Here is an 18,509-nt window from a genome sequence, read left to right on the forward strand (position 1 = left end):
GTTCCGCTTAGTGGCGCTCAAGCCAGACCTATGGCGCACAACAACCTCTCCTACTAGTAGGAGAGGCTGTTGTGTTTTGGTGCTAGCGCTATGCTTCCTGCTACCTCCTCAACCAGCAGGAGAGGATAGAATAGACCTGCCGGAAGCGTCGGATAGACCAAGCAGCCGGAGCTACGAGGGCTTCGGCCGCTTGGTGTATTTGCTCAAGCTACCATTCCCGCCACTCGGAGGCTAGGCCCTCGCCGTCGCCGTAATCGTCGGGGTTGAGGCCGCAGGCTTCGGTGATGACGTTGGTTAGCTCGCACAGATCTTCGCGCTCCCCGGTCATGATGATGTCTTCGTGCTCGTTAGTGATTTCAATGGCGTGCTGAAATGCCTTTTTCTTTTGGGCTTCCGATGCTTCTGGTCCTAGCTCGATGAGCTGGGTAATAAGGCCATCAAAGGCCTGTTGCACCTGGTTGCAGCTTTCTAGCTCATCGGCATCCTCGTAGAACTCACGCCATCTGTCGAAGGGGTATTGCTGTTTGGTGGCGTTCAGAGTCTCAGCGTAAGTGCTCATAACTGTGTGTAGGGAGAAGGCGCAAGATATAGACCAGCCACTGATGCTTGCTGTAATTCAAGCTGCTGGTTTTAGGCAAGCTTATGGTCTACTTTGTTGCAGTCACTGTGAGTTTGGCTTGCACTCTTCGAATCAGGCCGTCGGTTTTTGCGCCTTTGGGGCCGGCAGTTTGAATGAGGCTTACCAACTCGCGCGCCACTTCCACTTTGCCGATGTAGGCCGTGCCCGGCAAGTCGGCCATCACGACCAGCGTGTTGTAGAGGGCGAGCGGTGTGCGGACGTTGGCTTTGGCAAACGCCCGCAGATCGTCGAGCACGCCAGGGTCGCTGCCCCAGGTGGTACCCAAGGTTCCGGCGGCTTCCCAGCGTTTGCGCGCGTCGGGGGCAATGAGCTGCTCCACCAGGTTTCTGCGCACCGTGCTGAGCTGCCGCGAGGCGTACGTATCGTCGAGGCTGACGGCTTCCACTACCTGCCGTCCCGCTTCGCCGCAGGCGTGCAAGGCAATATTGATAGCCAATTGCCGCTCCGACGGTTGTTTACTCAGCATCGACTGCATGAGCGTGGTGAGGAGCTTGCTTTGCTCGATCTTCTGCGCCGCTTCTTCCCGCGAGTCGCGCATCTTTTCCAGCGTCAGGTCCAGGTCCTCTTTCTGCTTGGTCAAGGAAGCATTGAGTACGGCGCTATCGGCGGCCTGGGCCCGCTGAAACAGGTAGCCGCCCACCAGCAGCACGATGGGCGTGACGATGGTAGCAATATCTTTGGTGATGGTCCAGGAGCTGTGCTCCGGTTTCGGGAGCTTCTCACTCGGCCCCGCGTTTTCCTGTTCCGGCATCGGAGTAATGTTTTAAGGATAGAATCTTGAGCTGCTATGCACCAGTGAATATAAGCTATAAATGATACGTGCCGTATTGAAAAACGCGCTTAACCGACAGCGCACCAGCCGAAACCACTGCGCCACTTGCCGGCTTGTTCACCGTAGCATTTCCTTCGTCCGACTTCTCGTTATGACTGCCCCCGACCCGTACGCGCCAGTACACCGCTTCCTCACCGCAGTGAAGGGCAAGTACAAGCTGCCCATCCTCATCTACCTCAAGCGCGGCCCCAAACGATACTCGCAGCTGCATCGGCGGCTGGCTGGCGCCAGTGAGCGGATGCTGGTCAGGCAATTGCGGGAGCTAGAACAGGAAGGCATTCTGCAAAAAACTGTAACTGGCGACAAAGCTCCCCTGCGAGTGGAGTACGCCCTGACCGCGCACGGCTTCACACTCTGCGCCGTGGTGCAGCAAATGTGGGAGTGGGGCGAGCGGAAGTTGGAAAAAGAAGCGCCGAAAGTCTGAGTAGCAGCCACTGAGGCACTGTCCTTTTTGTGCGTTCTTGACGCGGCGGCAGCCCCAGGCTAGGTTTGGCAGCACTTCAGCCCACTAGCTACATGACGCCTCCTGGTTCCGTCGCCACTCAGCCCCACCATTTCGCCGAACTCAACATCGCCCGCATGCTAGTCCCCACCATCGACGATCCGGTGATGGCTGATTTCGTGGCGCAACTCGATACTATCAACGCCCTAGCCGAGCGCAGCCCCGGTTTCGTGTGGCGCCTGAAGAGCGACGATGGCAACGCCACCAGCATCAAGCCCTTCGATGACGAACGAATCATCGTGAATCTGTCGGTGTGGGAAAGCGTGGACAGCTTACGGACTTTCGCTTACAAAACGGCGCATGCCGCCGTGCTGCGCCAGCGTCACGCTTGGTTTGGTCGCATGGAAAAGCCGGCCGTTGTTATTTGGCCGGTGCCTTCCGGCCACGTGCCCACCATACTGGAGGCCAAAGCTCGGTTAGAGTTCCTGCAAGCCCACGGCCCCTCGGAGCACGCCTTCGATTTTTCTTACCGCCCCACGCTGAACAGCGGCCGCAATTAACTCTTGTTTTCAACCACAGCAGGCGGCAGTTTCACCAAGACACACAAAAAAGCGGCTGAAGCTCCCTGAGCTCCAGCCGCTTTTGCTGCTAATCTAACCGTCCTGACTACTGCTTCACAATGCGCTGGGTGAAGCTCTGGGTGTTGTTGCCCACGCGCAGCACGTAGATGCCGGCGGGTACCTGGCTCATATCGATTACCCGCTCGCCGTTGCCGTTCGGGCTGGCGGTGAGCTTGGCGCCTACTTCGTTGCCAAACTTATCCACGAGCTGCACACTGGTGGCCTCGTTGGCTTGGTCGCCGAGCTGTACATACAGCCGGTCGGCAGTTGGGTTGGGGTAAGCACTGGTCACCAGCGCTTCGCGACTGGCACAGGCGGCGGTAGTTACGCTGAGGCTCACGGGAGTGCCCTGGGCCAGCTGGCGGCTGTAAGGCGTTACGGTGAGGGTGCGCGTGCTAGCGGTGCGGCTCCAGGCCACGGTTACGGTGTTGCGGCGCGGGTTGCGGTTCTGGATGGTGCCGCCCACCACGCTATAATCGTAGTACGATGCGCCGCCGTTCACGGTGTAGGTCTGGGTGAGGGCCGATGTGCAAACGGAGCTAGCACCCACGATAGAGGCGTCGGAGGGCTTCAGGCGCGTGTCGTAGAAGAAGCCGCTGCCGCGCGGTACGATGTCGGGGTAGAGGGCACCGGTGCTTTTGTTGAAGTGGACATCGTGGCCGCGGTTGGTGTAGGGGTAGAAGATGTGCGGAGCGCCCACGGCGTTGGCGCGGGTGTTGAGCGGGTTGCCCCCCGACACGATGGGCAGGTTGAGGCCCGGCAGGAAGTTGATGTCCGTGAATGGCTCACCCGTGTTGTAGAGCACCGTCCGGTCGTCACTGCTGTGGAACATGGATACGGGTACATCAGCTGGGCCTTCGATGAGGTTGAGGTCGGCCAGGGCGCCGGCGAAGCCCATAGCCCCGTTGGCTTTGCCGCTGATGAGGTTGCCGCGGCTATCGGTTTTGTTGTCGCCGATGCCGTCGAGCGTGCCCAGATCCGCCATGCGGCCCGAGGTGAAAGTGGAAGCCGGCCGCTCCGATTCTTTGTCCAGATACACGTTATGGTAGGCCGTAAAACCACCCGAGCTATGCCCCGACACGAACACCTGATTGGGGTCGACGCGGTACGTAGCGGCATTGGCGCGGAAGAAGCGCACGGCCGAACGGCTGTCCTGAATGGCGCGATACACGGCCCGCTTGGCTTTCTCCGGGTCGGTCAGGTTCATGCCCAAGCGGTAGTCGATGGCGGCTGTTACGTAGCCACGGCGAGCAAAGTCTTTGGCCAGAGCCACCATGGGCGCCGCCGTACGCTGCCCATTAATGAAGCCGCCGCCGAAGCAGAAAATAATTACCGGCCGCTTCGAGAGCGTGTCGCCCTGGGGCTGGTAGATGTCCATCCTCAGCGTAACCCGGACATTGCCGAAGGTTTCCTCGTTGGCCAGCTGCCCCCCGGCCGGAATGCCGATGGTGCTTACCTGCGGGATGTTGGTGCTGAACACTACGCCGCTGGTAGTATTCACGGTGGAAAATACGTCGGCGCGGTAACGGTCGGGTAGCGCTTGACCGGTGGCGCTACTGACGCCGAAGAGCACGGCGCCAACTGCAATGAAAAAGTTTTTCATGCGTGGTGGGATTTGGATTGTGGAAAGAAAGAGTACTCGGAGCGGCAGGAGCTGAGACAAGCTCAGTTCCAGGGGCAACAGATGCAGCAGAAGCCGGCGCCGGAGGCAAATCGGGTCCTGAGTAGTATCTAAAAGTCTTTATTCCAGTTGAAAAAAAATATATAAAATCATGGCATTGGTATTATGCCGTTTCTGAAACTCAAATATGTTAGGCATGCATAATTGATTTAAAATACTGTTTTTCAAGGACGTACAATGACGAGCTTCATTACTCGTGTTAACAATAAATTAACATACTTGGCACTGTCCTCCTCAGGTAGAGAATGACGCCACGCCCAAAAAAAGACCCACATCGGAAAGCAGCAATAGCTTTGGAAGCTGCTTTCCTATGTGGGTCGCGAGGTTAGAGCCCTGAGAATCTGGTAGCTAACAGCGGGAGGTACGTTGCTTGAGAAAGCTCAGCTTCCTGAGCATCTTACCACAAGCCTAGAAAGCCTTTCTTCTTCGACTTGGCCGTGTTGGGTCGCGCCGGGTCAATGACGTCCGACACTTCATACTCATCGAATTTCTCCATCAAGGCATCGTAGCCATCCTGGAGTTTCAGGTCCATTTCTTCCTTGTAAATGGGATACAGGCAGAAGAAGTTGATGGTCTTGTCTTCGCTGATTTTCAACTGGCCAAACTCTTCCGGCAGGCTCATCGAGGGTAGCAGGAGCATGCATCCGAGCTCCGTATTGGAGGCGAATGGCTCGGCGTTGGCCCCGTTCGGGATGGTATGCCCAAAGCCCACCCAGCTCTGGTATTCGTGCGGGAACCGGGCAATGAATTTCAACCACCCAATGGGCCAGTAATCAGCCTCGCTCTCCGAGCCGGGGCCGGTTACCTCGCCCGTACCCGGCACCGGCCAGGTGCTCGGAAGCAGCACGCACAGCTCGGCGTAGCGCGCATCTTCGGCTCCTTCCGGCACTGTCATCGGCAAGTCACTCATACCGGAAGTGACCAGCACACGAAATGGGAAATCGGCACTAGGCTCCACGTAATGCACATCGATGTGGACGTATTCCGACAGGATTTCGTGCATAACGCCACTGATAGGGCCGATATGCTGCTCGATGTGGTTGGATATAGCCTCAATATTCTGTTCGTCGCCTATGGCAAGCTGGTACTCGGAAGATGCAGCTGCTTCGTAACGATAGATCATAGCCCCGCCGGGGGACATTTCTTGCTCCTGCTCGTCGTCGTGCTCGGGCTTTTGGTCTGTCATGTTAGATAGTAGTTGGTTGAATCGGTTGTGAATCATACGAAATTCTGCTGTACTCTTACCCTATGTGGGTTACACCCGCGGTGCCCGCGAAACGCCTCCTGGCACCCCCAGAAACAGAAGCTCAGCAGTGTTGCATCGCCGCAAAAACGAGCATCAAAACGGCAACTTTCCGGGAGAGCCTTGCGAATAACCTAACCCACTCCCAGTTTCACTGGCATACAAACCGCACGGACAACGAAGGCGGTTTCTCATTTCACGCTCTACTATCATGGCTAAGGACAAAAAGAAGAACTCCAAGAAAGACCAGAAGCAAAACCACGTGCTCGACGACACGGCCAAGGTGCTCAAGAAATTCCGCCGCGTCACGAGGCAAGCCACCAAGCTCACTACCGGCCAGAAAGTTGTGGGCGGCGTGGCGCTGCTAGCCGCGGGCTTGGTTTATTTGGCTAAAAAGCACGATGAGGCTGGCGGCGGCGCTAATTCTCCTGATGCTGCCGCCGCCGAAGCTTCTCTGGCCTCCCTCACCACCGGCGGTGCCGATACCAGTGGTAACAGCACGGACGAAGCGGCTGCCACCGACGGTCCTGCCACTGCTACAAGCAGCACGCCCAAACCATATCGGAAAAGCAAGAAGCATAAGTAAGCGCCGCAACTGTAATGCAAAAGCGGCTGAAGCGATAAAGCTTCAGCCGCTTTTTTGTGTCCTCTGACTCCGTTCCGACGGAGAGTTGGGAAAGCAAGCCTGCCGCAAGCAGGGAAAAAAGCAGCGGTACAGGCCTCCTTTTTCTTGTTTCACTTTCTTCCTCAACTCTCATGGCTCTTTTTCGCTTGAAGCGCACCGGCACCACTCCTTCGCCGTCGTCGCAGCCACTCCCAAAACCCAAAAGCAAAGTCCGCGAATGGCGCGAGGCCATCCTGTTTGCCGTTGTGGCGGCTACGCTTATTCGGTGGTCGGCGGTGGAGGCGTATAACATTCCCACGCCCAGCATGGAAAGCAGCCTCATGGTGGGCGACTATCTGTTTGTGAGCAAGCTGCACTACGGACCCATTACGCCCCAGACGCCCTTGCAGGTGCCACTCACGCACCAGACTATTGGGGGGGATAACGGGCTGAAAAGCTACTCCGACCTGATTCAACTGCCTACGTACCGGTTTCCTGGATTCAGCTCCGTGCAGCGCAACGACGTAGTAGTTTTTCACGTGCCGCACGAGCAGCAGCGGCCCGCCGATTTGCGCACCAACCTCATCAAGCGGTGCGTCGCCGTGGCCGGCGATACGCTGGAAATCCGAGCGGGCCGGGTGTATCTTAACGGGCAGCCTGGCCAGATGGCGGGTGAGTTCCAGACCACCTATTTCATGGAAGTCGAGACGCCCGACGACGCTATCCGACAGGCGTTGCGCCAGCAGGGCGTAGTAGACTACAACGAACCCGACGGTATTCCAAGGGCCGGCACCGATCTGGAAACGGGCAAGTCGGGCTTCTTCATCAGTTGCCCGGCCAACGTGGCCGCGTACTTCCGCCAGCAGCCCTACGTGAAGTCGCTGACCGTGGCGGAGATGCCCGTGGCGCTTTTCCCCGATGTGGCTGACTTCCGCAACTCCGGGGCCATGAGTGCCGCGCCGCGCCGTTGGCAGCTGGATAGCTACGGCCCGCTACTCGTGCCCAAGAAAGGCCAAACCATTGCGCTGAACCCAGCTAACGCCGCCATTTACTACAAGATAATAGCGCAATACGAGCACAACACGGGCATCAGCTGGCAGGATGGTATGATTCAGCAAAACGGCCGGCCGCTGACCCACTACATCATCAAGCAGAACTACTACTTCATGATGGGCGACAACCGACACAACTCGGAAGACTCGCGTTTCTGGGGCTTCGTGCCCGAAGACCATATCGTAGGCAAAGCCGTATTCGTCTGGTTCTCGCTAAACCCCAACGCCGACTTACTGCACAAAATCCGGTGGGAGCGGCTGTTTCACCCGATCAGCTGATAGGAAGATGCGGGGAGCCTGATAGGTTTACAACAGGGAACGGCTGGAGCTACTAGAGCTTCAGCCGTTTCTCTTTCTAAAGAAGGTGAAGTTTAACATCAGAAAAGACTCCAATTGAGTGGAGGTATTTTGAATGATACCTGAGAAGTAGGCCCGCACTACGCTTGGAGCATTGCTGAACACTGCGAAGTTCATTGGGGCTTAACTTCTTAATTCTCGGCTTGGGTTAGCAGATACTCGGCCGTGTAGCGGGGGGTGTAGTCTAGTACCCGTTGGGCTTTTTCGATGCTGTAAACTCGGTCGATGGAGGTGGGGAAGTGCCAGCCTAGCCGCCGATAGAGTGCGGCGGCTTGCGGCAGCCGTTGGGCTATGGCCTGCTCTGGTTGGTGGCGGAGCAAATCCAGGTCGTGGCGAGTGAAGGGAGTGCCGCCGGAGATATTGAAGGTTTCGAAGGTAGCAAAAGGGTGCTCCAGGGCCAGCAAGTGCCCGAGGGCGCCGTCTCGCTCGTCGACGCCCCGGTAGAGGCGGTGGTTGACTTTCAAGTTTTCCTCCTCCGGCAAGAACCGTGACACCCGCAGGACCACCGTTTCGAGCCCTTCTTTCTCGAAAAAGTCCCGGCACAAACCTTCGGCGGCTTGTTTGGTGAGGTCGTAGATGTCGCGGGGTTGGGGCGTGAGGTCTTCGTCGACCCATACGGCCCGCGCGGGGTCTACCATGGCTGTGCCGTAGATGGAAGTGGTACTCGTGTAGAGCAGCTTCCGGACGCCGTTTCGCGCGCAGGCTTCCAGCAGATGCAGCGTGCCCCCAATATTGGTTTCCACGAAGTCCCGGCGCGGATAGCCTAGCTCGTAGTGTCTGCCATGTATGGCGGCCGTGTGCACTACGGCATCTATGCCGCGCGTAGCTTCCAGCACGGCCTGCTCGTCGCGGATATCGAGAAGCAAATCCGTAGTGGGTCCTGCCAACAAATCGGCGCCGGTTACGTGGTAGCTCCGTTCCCGAAATAGGCTCACTACCTCACGCCCCAATTTTCCTGATGAGCCGGTAACTAATACTTTCTGGAAATCTGCCATATCGCGCTCCGCCGTCGTTGCTGTTGGTGAGCAAACTTAGTACAGTGCTCAGCAATGACAAACTACTTGAGCCGTGGTACGCACTAGGCAGCAACAAAAAAGCGGCTGGAGCCTCCTTGGAGGCTTCAGCCGCTCTGCGGACTAGAGTAGCGTTGTTCTATTCGGTAGCCAATTTTACCCCGAAGGCGCTAGGGCCTTTCTGGCCCATCTCCACCTCAAAGGTCACTTTGTCGTTTTCTTTGATGGGGCCACCGGCCAGACCGTTGACGTGCACGAAGATGCTTTCCTGGGTCTGCTGGTCTTTGATGAAGCCGTAGCCTTTCGAGTCGTTGAAGAACGTTACAACACCGTTACGAATAGGGTCTTCTTGCTCCATATCTTCCTGCTTGAGGGCACCGATACGGATGTCTTCGGTCTTGATTTCTTTTCGCTTCTTCGGGTCCGGCGGCGTAGAGGAAATGTTGCCGTCCTCATCCACGTAGGCGAGCATCTCGTCCAGGCCCTGGCCCTTTTTGGCGTTGGCTTGGCGCTCTTCTTTCTTCTCGGCCTTCTCGTTCCGTTTCTTTAATCTTTTCTTCTCGTTTTCCTTCTTGCCGAAGGTTGCCTGCGATTTGCCCATGCTGTGTGGTTGAGTGGAATATGTGCCGAATGGCTGTTGATGACGCGGAAGTCCTTGGATAGATAAATACAGATATAAACTAACTATGGTTCAATAGCTGGGCCGCACAAACAAGATGAGGCTGCTGGTAATCCAATAACGCAAATAGAGATAAGGATATAGGTAAAATAGCACCGGAAAAGCATTTCCGAAAATCAAATATAAGAATGATGGCGCAGCTTCCGGCATAATGCTACGCGGAAGGAGGCAGCGGAGAGCTATCAGACTAGGCAAGCGAATTCTATAGCAGCCTGTTGGCGCACTGAACCGGCAAAAAAGCCATTGCTCGGAAATACCAGAGCAGTAGCCGCCGTGCCATTTCTCCTACCAGCTGCTGCCCGCACCGCCGCCACCCGATGAGCCACCGCTGCTGGAAGAAAAGCCGCTGGAAGACGATGAAGAGCCGAAAGAAGAGGAGCCGGAGGAGGGGCTGGACTTTTGCGCAATGGTGTACTTCTTCTTGTCGGCGTGGCTGCAGTACTCGCATCGGTAATGCTCCCAGCCCCAGCCACTCGATGAAGTAGTAGCGCGCTTCATGACTTCCTTTTCGCGCATCTTGTACGTTACGTATTCGCACGCTGGGCAAGGCTGCTCATCTGTCCCAAGGTCGGCGTAGGCAAGCTCGAGTTGGTAGTGGCACTGCCCGCACCGCCACACGTCGTAATCGATGGACTGCACCATTTCCTCCGCCACTTTGCCCAGTTCTAGCTGTTCGTCGTCGTCCTCTTCGCTGAGCTTGTGCATGGCACTGGCGCAGGTGGGGCAGTTGTAGGGCGTCTCGCGCAATTGATGCATACGGCGGCGATGCCAGGGCCAGTAGAAAGCCAGCAGTATCGGAAACAAAAACACGCAGAAGCCCAGCCCGTGGTGCGCTCTCTGCAAGTACACATACTGCTCGTAGCGCCCCATAGCAGCATATTTGGTGCGTATCCAATGATTTACCAGGGCGAGGTACGCGTGCACGTACACTAGCGGCAGGACGTAACAGATGCCTATCGAAGCCCATATGCTGACATCACCGGCGAACCAGAAAGCGGCTAGCAACAACCCAATAGGAAACAGAAAGATTAGACCCAGTACGCCGCGGTAGGAATTTTGCCTGCCAGCCGTAGTGAAGTGCCACAAAATGCCATACAGGGGCAAGGCCAAAAAGCCGCCAATAAAACTGACCATAGCCGCCCAGTCGTTGGATTCCGGCGCTGGGTCTTGAGCCATTATCGTGGTTACACCCATTCCAGAATCGTCGTAGTAGGAGGCCAGGTCGTTGCCTTCGCTGTCAAATCCCAGGGAATCTGTTGAGGCGTTTTCAGTAAGGTCAGGGTCGTCTATGGTGCCGGTCTGGAGCTGCCGGATAGTGGCGGCCACGCCTTGTTGCACGGCCTCGTCGTAGCGGCCAGCGCGCAGCGGCGGTATCATGTAGCGCTGCTGAATCCGGTAGCAGAGGATGTCGGGCAGATCGGCTTCCAGTCCGTAGCCGGTTTCGAACTCAATGCGGCGCTGATCGAGCACCAGCAGCAGGAGCAACCCGTTGTTGGTTTTCTTATCGCCGATTTTCCAGCGGTTAAACAGCGTGGTGGCAGCCGTCTTCGGTACTTCTTCCCCAATGCTATTCACCAGCACCACATCAATATGCGCCCGCCCCGACTGATCCAGCGCGCGTAGGGTTTGGTTCAAGTCCCCAACGGTAGCAGGATCGAGCACATGATCTGGGTCAGAGACGTAGGTTTCGCCTAACTTTTTGGGGTCGGGAATACTGTTGAGGTAGCTGGAGGCGCTTTGCCCGGCGGCGTCCCTGGTTGCCAGTAGCAACAGAACCAATAAGAAGTACAGATGCCGATAGCGGTGGGACATGAAGCTGGTTTTTGGTTGTCGGTTATTCGCTTTTAGGTTTTGCTGGTGCTTAGTTAAGCGAAAATTCACCAACTAAAGCTAGAATACTCCAAAGTCCTGCACTTCTCGCACTTCACCCGGCGCCAAGTCGTGGAGACAGACGTTGCCAACGCGGACTCGCACTAGGCGTAGCGTGGGGAAGCCGGCGGCGGCCGTCATCTTGCGCACCTGCCGGAACTTGCCTTCCGTCACGACGATGCTCACCCAGCTTGTGGGGCCGTGCCGGTCGTCGCGGATGCGGCGGCCACGAGCGGGCAGTTCGGGCGCTGTTTCTAAGCGGCGGGCAGTGCAAGGAAGGGTTTGGTAACGTCCGTCGGGCAAGCCGATTTCCAGGCCTTGTTGCAACTGAGCTACAGCTTGGTCGGTGATGAGGCCATCGACTTGGGCGTAGTACTCCTTTTCCACGTCTTTGCGGCGGATTTGCTCGCTCACTCGGCCGTCCGTCGTGAGGAGGAGCAGACCTTCGCTGTGCTCATCGAGGCGGCCGATGGCCATTATGCCCGCCGGAAAATCGTGCAGCTCACCCAAGAACCGTTTCTTGCGGGCCTCCTTTGGCGTATTGCTCAAGAACTGACTGAGGTAGCCGTAGGGCTTATGCAAAAGAAAATGGCGGTGACACATGCAGGCGCAAGTTACGCGCCTTTACCTGCGCAGTTCTGCCATCTTATCCTCGCTGTTGAATACGTATTGGAGAACCTGGCCCGAGCCCGCGCTCTACCTTATGCATTGTCGAAGACGCCGCACCAGAATTGGTAATACGGGCCTGCCCATTGCTGCATGCGTGGAAACAACCAGGCTGCCGGTTCAGGAGCCAGCCGGAATCCTTGCGCATCATCTAGCGTAGCTTCCTCGGTGAAATTGCGCAAGGCGTGGTGGACGGCCGCGGCGCACAGCAGAAACTGGCCAATGGAATCGGCAATAACTTCTCTTTCGTCCCAGCTGCCCGCGCCATGGTACGCAAACCAGACGTGGCTTGTAGTGTCCTGTAAGTCAATAAATACCGGGTCGGCGCCTTCGTCGGCCAGCATAAACCAGTGGTCTAGCCAGTCGGTAAGGACGGTCTTGGTTACGGAATTGAAGTTGTAGCCGTCCTGGAAGTGGCGCAGGCGGCGCGTGCCGTACACTTCCAGCGGGTTGCCGACTTTGTGAAACAAAAAATACTCGGCAGCAGCGCCAGATACAATGTATTCCTGTAAGTCTGGGGGCAGCTCCGTGGCAAACTCGCCTTGGATACGGGCCAACTCGGCATCGGCGGGACGCCGGCCAAACGGCCAATCCGGTTCAGTCCAGAACTCTTCAATAGTGCGCAGCGCCTCTTGCAGTTTCATTTGGCGTTTTGAGTTAATTACGCTTGGCGTTGGCTGTCGAGCCAGCGCAGAATCACAGTCATAAACTCGAAATTTTTCTCCGGGTTGGGACTGTCGGCGAGCTGCATGCTTTCCTTGGGCGTGCGGGCTCTGGTGAAGTAGTGGTCGACGTTGGGCAGGCGCACGAAGGTGGCCTGGCCGGGGTGCTCCCGGTTCACAATGTCGAGGATAAGTTGGTGGTCTTCGTCGTAGGAAATAAAGTCGCCCTCGCCGCGCAGAGCCAGCACTTGCGTGTTGAGCTTCTTCCAGGCCGCGGCCAGGTTGGCTTGCTGCCACTGTTGGATGTAGGTGTAGTGCTGCGGAAAAGATATCAGCTGCTTGGCGTTGGGATACTTGGTCAGCACCTGCGCGGGCGTCTGCTTTTCGGTGAGCAGCAAGTGCAGCGCCGCCGCGTACGTTTTCATCAGGTTGGTGATGGAGTTGTAGGGCAACTGGGCCAGCTCACTTTGGCGACGCTTGTTTTGGAGCGCGTACTCGATGAAGTTGCGGCTGGCGGTACCATAACACCACCACGCCCCGCACCGGCTCGCCGGCGGCTACCAGCGGCGCCATAATGCCCCCGATGCTGAAGCCGGTAATGAAAATATTGCGTTGATCCACGAAACCCAGCTGTTTGATGGCCGCCAGCCCGGCTTTGTAACCGGCCGCTTCGGTCTGGAAATCCGACTCCAAACAAGGCGTGCCTCTGCTGTCGCCCATGCCGGTTTTGTCGACGCGCATGGTGGCGTAGTTCCTGTGCCTGAACGCGGATAGCAGTGGTGAAGAGCAGAAGCAGCGCGCAGCAAAAGCGAGTAAACGCAGTCATGAGGTAGAGAGAAAGAAGAAGCGCAACACCGGCTCCCAAACCAGGCCAGTGCCCACGACGGTGTGCAAGCAAGAAGGATAAATGCCGCCGCTAGCCGGTTGCACGGCCATTGGCTGGGGCGCCTATTCTTTTTTGCGCGGCGCAGAAAGCTGCTTTCGGAGTTGTCAAAACAAAAGTGGCGGCAGCTGTAGAAGCCGCCACTTTTATCACTATCCTTCGTCTGCCGCCCGCTACTGGTGCAAATGCTCTAACCGCATCATTTCCATAGCATCTATTATGGTGAAGCTGTTGGCGTCATGGGTCAGGAACTTACCTGCGCCAATGCCTCGCAGGAAAGCTGGTGAAAAATGCCCGAAGGGTTTCACTCTGTCTTTTCGGTTCCACCAGAAGAAACGGTCTTTCTCCTCGTAAGAAGAATAGAAAACAACATTGCCCCGGTCGAAGGACATAGCATGAGCCCCTTTGAAATCAGCAGGAGTTGGCTGCTCCGTGACCCGATGATCAATGAGGCGTATTTCCAGTAAGGGAAAGTATTCGTAGGTGTACGCTAGAATGGAGTCCTTATCCTGTTTGCACATGCAGTAGCAATCCAGAATGAAGCCGTGGCCGCCGGAGTTATAGCCGAAAACTTGCTGGCCCGTGAAATCAAACACGGCCAGTCCGTCGCGCCCTGGCTTCCCACTGCCTACGCCTTGGTCGATGTAGGAAATCACAATCTGGTTGGCTTGCACGAGCACGTCGGCAATGTATTCCCCGGCGTTAAACGTTAGAATTTTCCGGCCGGTCTTGTCGAAAATGTGCCCATTGTCCGCTATACCTGGCAGGCTTCCGATAAGTAGGAAGCGGTCCTCAGCGAGCTCCCGAATGATGGCACCTCGAAACTGCCGGTGCAGCGGCAACTGCCAGTAGTTGGTCCAGACTTCCATGTTGCTGAGCAGCGCAATGAAATTGCCGTATTCATCCGCATCCAGATCCAGGATCTGGAGCTTGCCGCAGTCGAGAGGATAAGTAGTGATAGCCAATGGGAGCAGAAACGGAAAGAATAATTAGCTCAACAAAAAGCCCCACCACTGGCTAGGCCAAGGGTGGGGCTTTTGCTTTCAAACAAGATATAGCGCAATACTTTACGCTACAACCCAGCTTAGTTGGCGGGCAGAATCTCAATACCGTTGACAACTGGCTCGCCGGCCGCGCCAAAGTTGAAGCGCAGAAACAAGTTGCCCGTTCCGCTGAACGGTGAGCGGGCCGTGAAAGTGAATTCACGCACTACTGCTTTGTTGGGGCCGCCCGCCGCGGCTACAATGTCGAAGTTGGTTAGCACTTGGGTGGTGCCGTTGAGCACCACGTTGAACTGACGCTGGCCGGGCTGCGTGTAGTCTAGCTCGGCGAAGTGCAGACGCACGCGGTAGTTTTGGCCTTCCGTCAGGCGCGAATCAATGATGCGATAAACAAAATAGTCCTGTACTACAGTGCCCGTGCTACTGGTTCTCAGGGCGCCTTCGCGCTGGCTCTGGTACACGGCTTGGGGTGCGGCATTAGTAGCCTGGCTCAAGTCGATGGTAGCCGTGGAGCTTGCTGCAATGCCTCGCGCGCCGCCTTCCTGGGAGCCAAAATATTTATCGGCTTCGTAAGCGCCAGCAGCGGCCCCACCGGAGTTGAGGGCTAGGACAGGAGCGGTAACGGGAGTGGTCTTCTTGGCATCGACGCTAGTGGTAGCCGGAGTGGACTGTGGGGCTACCTCGCTTTTCGAGCATGACCACAGGCTAGTGCTGGCAATAATGGCAATGAATGCCGGGCGGAGAGCAATGTTTTTCATGGTAATAAAAGGTTAGAGTGGAAGATGTATTGTAAGATACTGTAGGAGTCTAGCATAAATAACTATGAATACGAAGTATGATGATTTAGTAATGTATAGCGCTTCAAGTTGCGGAAAGGCAATAAAATTTATATTCTTTCTAATAAGAGAACACCAAGCAACCGGCGCTATTGACAAAGCTGAGGAGTAAGGATTTGCAGTAGCATGCACTTCTGTCACAACGAAAAGCGGCGGCAACTCCAAGAGTTGCCGCCGCTTTCAACAGAAGGCTATTACTTGCTACCGATTGGAGCGGGCTTTGCCTTTGTTGTGAATGTCGCTGGCTCCTGAAGTTTGCGCCGACAGCTCGCCTTCCACGAACACGTAGGCATCGCTGGAGCCGCTGGCTTGCACGTCGGCTTTCTGGCTTTGCAGGTCGGAGGCGCGGTAGTCGCTGCTGCCACTGATGTGTACTTGCTGGCGCTCTACGCGGCCAACAAGGCGGATGTCGCTGGAGCCGGAGGCCGTTACGTCGAGGTTTTTGGCATTAAGGCTGAGCGTTACGTCGCTGGCGCCGCTGGCCCGAATGGTGAAGTCATTGGCGGTGAAGGTCGACTCACTTTTGATGTCGCTGGCGCCGCTGGTTTCCACGCTTGTTAGGCGCAGGCAGGTCACGTACACTGTCACCTTCTTGTTGTTCATCAGCTGAAATGGAGCCCCTTTCTCGCGGTAAATGAGCAGTGTACCGTCTTTTACCTCAGTTTTGATGTATTTCTCGATGTCCGCCTCGGTCTGCACTTTCACTTCCGTGCTGGCGCCCTGCGTGAGCACCACGTCGCAGGCGCCACTGGCTTTCAGTTTCTCGAAAGCACCCACCGAGCGCAGCTGCTGCGCTTGGCCGGTCATCACGGAAACAACACTAAACGCGGCCGCTACGGCCAACGACTGAAGAAGAGAAGGAGTAGACATTGGAAGGGGCTGAAATAGTGGAAGAAACTTGGTACGCTTCTACAGATGAAACGCTAGGCTCTGTAGTTGCCTGACCGACCAGAATTTTCTCCAAGCGTATTACTAAATAAATCAAATTGGCAAGCGGGCGCCCAAGCCCCAGCGGGGCGATATATCGGTAGTTGTGACATTCTACCCATAGTTTAAAAGCCCTGTAGGGGCGACACCCATATAGCGCGGTGCCGCTCCTACAGGGCTTTAACCAATATCAGGGTCGATACTTCTACCCGCATGCCGCCCCGCTGGGGCTTGCTCACCTGCTTGCCAGCGAAATCAACATCCTGAAGGAAGTTACTGAGGCACCGTAAACTTGAAGATGCGGAACGGTTCCCGCCGCTCGGAGCGCGGAATGTGCAGCTGGGAGCTGGTTACGTAAAGCGCACCATCGGGGCCCTGGGCGAAGCTGTCGGGCCATTTCAGCAAGGCATCTTGGGCTACCAGCTGGAACTGGCCGGTAGATGTGAGGCGCGTTACGGCGTTGGCTTCGACGGTGGAGAAATACAGATTGCCGCTGCGGTCGAACAGCATGCCATCGGTGGGGCCAGTGGTGCCGACGGTTTCGATGCGCTGGACGAGCTGCGCGTTAGTTAGGCTCTCGTCTTGCAAAGCCGCGGTGGCGATGCGATAGAGCGTGCGGCCCGTAAGTGCCTGGTAGTAGATATAGTCGCGCTGGGGCGAGAGGGCAATGCCGTCGGCATCGAAGGAAGGCAGCTCGCCGGTTTGATTGCGCCAGATGCGCCCTTCCACGGTCAGAATCAGGTTCTCGGACTTGGTGGACGGGTGGCGGCCCAGCAGGCGCCGGCTCCGCCCCGTGTTCAGGTTCACGACAATAATAGCGCCTTGGTTGGAGTCGGTGATGTAGGCAAAATCGCGCTGGGTGTCTACGCGTACGTCGTTGATGTAGCTGGTGGGGTAGACCACCGTTTCGTCGAAGGTGATGCGCTGCACCAGCTGCCGCGAGGCCAGGTTGAACTTGAGTAGCTTGGCGCCGCCGGGCACCACGCCACGCATCTGCGGCGAAGCCGGATCGAGCACCCACAGGAAGTTCTCATCGTCGACAATCACGCTCTGCACGCACACGAAATGGTCCTGGGCCGGCAACGAAGGATTCCAGGTGTTCCAATTCGCGTCGGGGAAGGGCGTGGCCTGGGTGCCGCTCACTTCCGCCACGGAGTAGGGAATGGTGTCGGTGTCCATGCGCGGAAAATTGGCAAACAGCCGCCCATCTTGCGCCACTGCCACGCCCGTCCACAGTACTGTTGAAGAGGCTACCGGCTCCAGCGTGGTGAGCGGCGTTAGAGTTGGGGTGGCGTTGTCATCGTCATCGTTGTTGCAGCCGCTTAGCGGAGCCAACAGTACGCTGGCCAGCAGCGTCAGGAGTGGGAAAAGAGTTTTTTTCATAGCTAGAAGAGGAAGTGGGGCGGAATGAGCTGATACAACCAAATCAATACGCGCCCACTAGCCACTCAGGCCGGAGTTTCCTGAGCCAGCCCAACAATTTCCGTAATTACCACGCCACGGTCCCGGGTAATTACGGAGAGACAGCGCGCCAGCTTTGCGCGTTTGGGGCGTTGATCTACAATTGATTATCGATTGGATAGCAGGGCGTCAGCAGACGGAGCGAGGGCATCGTGCTGCGCTTCGTTTTTTCTTCGGAAATGGAAGCAGGGTCAGCGCAGATACTTGGAGTTGAAGCTGACTTCAGGCTGCTTTCTGAAACGAGCGTCGGCAACCTCGCGGTAATCTGAGCCGTAACAGGCCCCATTATAGCCACTTGGCTATATGCATGTTCTCACCGACCTCTCTCACCATGAATAAGACCCTGTTATTCCTGTCGGCTGCGGCCACCCTCGCCGCTACTTCCTGCACGCAGGACAAACCCGCCGCCGTTGACGCGGCTACCACGCCCAGCGCCGACACGGCCGTAGTCGTCAATGAAGCCAACGCTGGTGATGCCGCTTCCACCGATACGGCCGCCTACCGCACCGACGCCGACCGCCTAGCTGCCCGCGTGGCCGAAGACCTCAAGCTGACCGATACCGTAGTCGTTACGCGCATCGAGAAAACCTACTACACCCGCGGCCGCCGTCTTAACGAGGCTCAAACCCGCTACACCACCGACACCACCGGCCGCTACGCCGCCCTGCGCCAGATCAACGACGACACGGACCGCGAGGTGAAAACCGTGGTGACAGACGCCAAACAGTACGACGCCTACGCGGCCAACCGCGGCACCTATTACGCCGGCACACCCTACACTGTAGTGACAGTGCGCGAAGAAGGCGCCCGCCGCCGGGGCCCGGCCATAGTGAAGTACGACAAGAAGGCCAACGGCGAAACGAAAATCGTGTACGCCAACGGCAAGACTGTGAAAGTCGACAAAGACGGCGACCGGAAAGTGGAATATCCTAACGGTACCAAAGTGAAGCGCGATGCCGACGACGGCCAGGTGAAAGTGAAAAATTAACCGATGTGCTTCGTAGTTTGATTTGTACAGAAAAGCCCCGTACCAGTTTGATA

20 protein-coding genes are annotated in these 18,509 nt (G+C 56.8%); 5 read left to right on the plus strand and 15 right to left on the minus strand.

Going from position 1 to position 18,509, the window contains the following annotated elements:
- Window positions 1-208: 208 nt before the first annotated feature.
- Both ACYSMN_RS02175 and ACYSMN_RS02180 read right to left on the minus strand, forming a co-directional pair.
- Window positions 209-559: a hypothetical protein gene (locus tag ACYSMN_RS02175; RefSeq protein WP_488922198.1), complete on the minus strand. Its 351-nt coding sequence runs from the start codon at window positions 557-559 to the stop codon at window positions 209-211.
- Between the two features lie 88 nt (window positions 560-647).
- A complete protein-coding gene (locus ACYSMN_RS02180) occupies window positions 648-1,391 on the minus strand; it encodes a hypothetical protein (protein WP_488922199.1) in 744 nt (247 codons plus the stop codon).
- 172 nt (window positions 1,392-1,563) lie between these two features.
- Here ACYSMN_RS02180 and ACYSMN_RS02185 point away from each other — a divergent pair, with 172 nt between their 5' ends.
- Both ACYSMN_RS02185 and ACYSMN_RS02190 read left to right on the plus strand, forming a co-directional pair.
- Window positions 1,564-1,896 carry a winged helix-turn-helix transcriptional regulator gene (locus tag ACYSMN_RS02185; RefSeq protein ID WP_488922200.1) on the plus strand — a complete coding sequence of 111 codons (333 nt, stop codon included), beginning with the start codon at window positions 1,564-1,566 and terminating at the stop codon, window positions 1,894-1,896.
- A gap of 92 nt (window positions 1,897-1,988) precedes the next feature.
- Entirely contained in the window at window positions 1,989-2,474 is a 486-nt protein-coding gene (locus ACYSMN_RS02190; RefSeq protein WP_488922201.1) for a DUF3291 domain-containing protein, read from the plus strand.
- A 106-nt stretch (window positions 2,475-2,580) separates the two neighbouring features.
- Here the strand turns inward: ACYSMN_RS02190 and ACYSMN_RS02195 are convergent, their stop codons facing one another.
- Both ACYSMN_RS02195 and ACYSMN_RS02200 read right to left on the minus strand, forming a co-directional pair.
- Window positions 2,581-4,137: a T9SS type A sorting domain-containing protein gene (locus ACYSMN_RS02195; RefSeq protein WP_488922202.1), complete on the minus strand. Its 1,557-nt coding sequence runs from the start codon at window positions 4,135-4,137 to the stop codon at window positions 2,581-2,583.
- Between the two features lie 475 nt (window positions 4,138-4,612).
- Window positions 4,613-5,401, minus strand: a complete 789-nt coding sequence (locus tag ACYSMN_RS02200; protein ID WP_488922203.1) for a suppressor of fused domain protein — start codon at window positions 5,399-5,401, stop codon at window positions 4,613-4,615.
- Between the two features lie 268 nt (window positions 5,402-5,669).
- On the opposite strand from ACYSMN_RS02200, the gene ACYSMN_RS02205 reads away from it, so the two are divergent.
- Both ACYSMN_RS02205 and lepB read left to right on the plus strand, forming a co-directional pair.
- Entirely contained in the window at window positions 5,670-6,044 is a 375-nt protein-coding gene (locus ACYSMN_RS02205; RefSeq protein ID WP_488922204.1) for a hypothetical protein, read from the plus strand.
- Between the two features lie 170 nt (window positions 6,045-6,214).
- Entirely contained in the window at window positions 6,215-7,393 is a 1,179-nt protein-coding gene (gene lepB, locus ACYSMN_RS02210) for a signal peptidase I (protein ID WP_488922205.1), read from the plus strand.
- Window positions 7,394-7,602: 209 nt separating this feature from the next.
- Here the strand turns inward: lepB and ACYSMN_RS02215 are convergent, their stop codons facing one another.
- The 11 genes from ACYSMN_RS02215 to ACYSMN_RS02265 all read right to left on the minus strand — a co-directional run bounded on the left by ACYSMN_RS02215 (window position 7,603) and on the right by ACYSMN_RS02265 (window position 17,390).
- On the minus strand, window positions 7,603-8,466 hold the full coding sequence (locus ACYSMN_RS02215) for an NAD-dependent epimerase/dehydratase family protein (RefSeq protein WP_488922206.1): 864 nt from the start codon (window positions 8,464-8,466) through the stop codon (window positions 7,603-7,605).
- 157 nt (window positions 8,467-8,623) lie between these two features.
- The gene (locus ACYSMN_RS02220) at window positions 8,624-9,085 is read right to left on the minus strand and encodes a cold-shock protein (protein WP_488922207.1); all 462 of its coding nucleotides are present in this window, start codon (window positions 9,083-9,085) and stop codon (window positions 8,624-8,626) included.
- 363 nt (window positions 9,086-9,448) lie between these two features.
- A complete protein-coding gene (locus ACYSMN_RS02225) occupies window positions 9,449-10,975 on the minus strand; it encodes a TPM domain-containing protein (protein ID WP_488922208.1) in 1,527 nt (508 codons plus the stop codon).
- A 78-nt stretch (window positions 10,976-11,053) separates the two neighbouring features.
- Window positions 11,054-11,635, minus strand: a complete 582-nt coding sequence (locus ACYSMN_RS02230) for a pseudouridine synthase (RefSeq protein WP_488922209.1) — start codon at window positions 11,633-11,635, stop codon at window positions 11,054-11,056.
- Between the two features lie 98 nt (window positions 11,636-11,733).
- Window positions 11,734-12,342 (minus strand): SMI1/KNR4 family protein, encoded by a 609-nt coding sequence (locus tag ACYSMN_RS02235; RefSeq protein WP_488922210.1) that lies wholly within the window; start codon window positions 12,340-12,342, stop codon window positions 11,734-11,736.
- A 17-nt stretch (window positions 12,343-12,359) separates the two neighbouring features.
- On the minus strand, window positions 12,360-12,812 hold the full coding sequence (locus tag ACYSMN_RS02240) for a hypothetical protein (protein ID WP_488922211.1): 453 nt from the start codon (window positions 12,810-12,812) through the stop codon (window positions 12,360-12,362).
- Window positions 12,813-12,822: 10 nt separating this feature from the next.
- Window positions 12,823-13,182, minus strand: coding sequence for an alpha/beta hydrolase family protein (locus ACYSMN_RS02245; RefSeq protein WP_488922539.1), 360 nt, complete (start codon window positions 13,180-13,182; stop codon window positions 12,823-12,825).
- Between the two features lie 234 nt (window positions 13,183-13,416).
- Window positions 13,417-14,208 (minus strand): hypothetical protein, encoded by a 792-nt coding sequence (locus ACYSMN_RS02250; RefSeq protein WP_488922212.1) that lies wholly within the window; start codon window positions 14,206-14,208, stop codon window positions 13,417-13,419.
- A 119-nt stretch (window positions 14,209-14,327) separates the two neighbouring features.
- Window positions 14,328-15,002: a malectin domain-containing carbohydrate-binding protein gene (locus ACYSMN_RS02255; RefSeq protein ID WP_488922213.1), complete on the minus strand. Its 675-nt coding sequence runs from the start codon at window positions 15,000-15,002 to the stop codon at window positions 14,328-14,330.
- A gap of 279 nt (window positions 15,003-15,281) precedes the next feature.
- Window positions 15,282-15,950, minus strand: coding sequence for a head GIN domain-containing protein (locus ACYSMN_RS02260; RefSeq protein WP_488922214.1), 669 nt, complete (start codon window positions 15,948-15,950; stop codon window positions 15,282-15,284).
- Window positions 15,951-16,280: 330 nt separating this feature from the next.
- Window positions 16,281-17,390 carry an L-dopachrome tautomerase-related protein gene (locus ACYSMN_RS02265; RefSeq protein ID WP_488922215.1) on the minus strand — a complete coding sequence of 370 codons (1,110 nt, stop codon included), beginning with the start codon at window positions 17,388-17,390 and terminating at the stop codon, window positions 16,281-16,283.
- Window positions 17,391-17,799: 409 nt separating this feature from the next.
- Between ACYSMN_RS02265 and ACYSMN_RS02270 the strand changes: the two genes are divergently transcribed.
- Window positions 17,800-18,456, plus strand: coding sequence for a T-complex 10 C-terminal domain-containing protein (locus ACYSMN_RS02270; protein WP_488922216.1), 657 nt, complete (start codon window positions 17,800-17,802; stop codon window positions 18,454-18,456).
- The last annotated feature ends 53 nt before the right edge of the window (window positions 18,457-18,509 follow it).

Source organism: Hymenobacter sp. M1-2 (assembly GCF_057808495.1).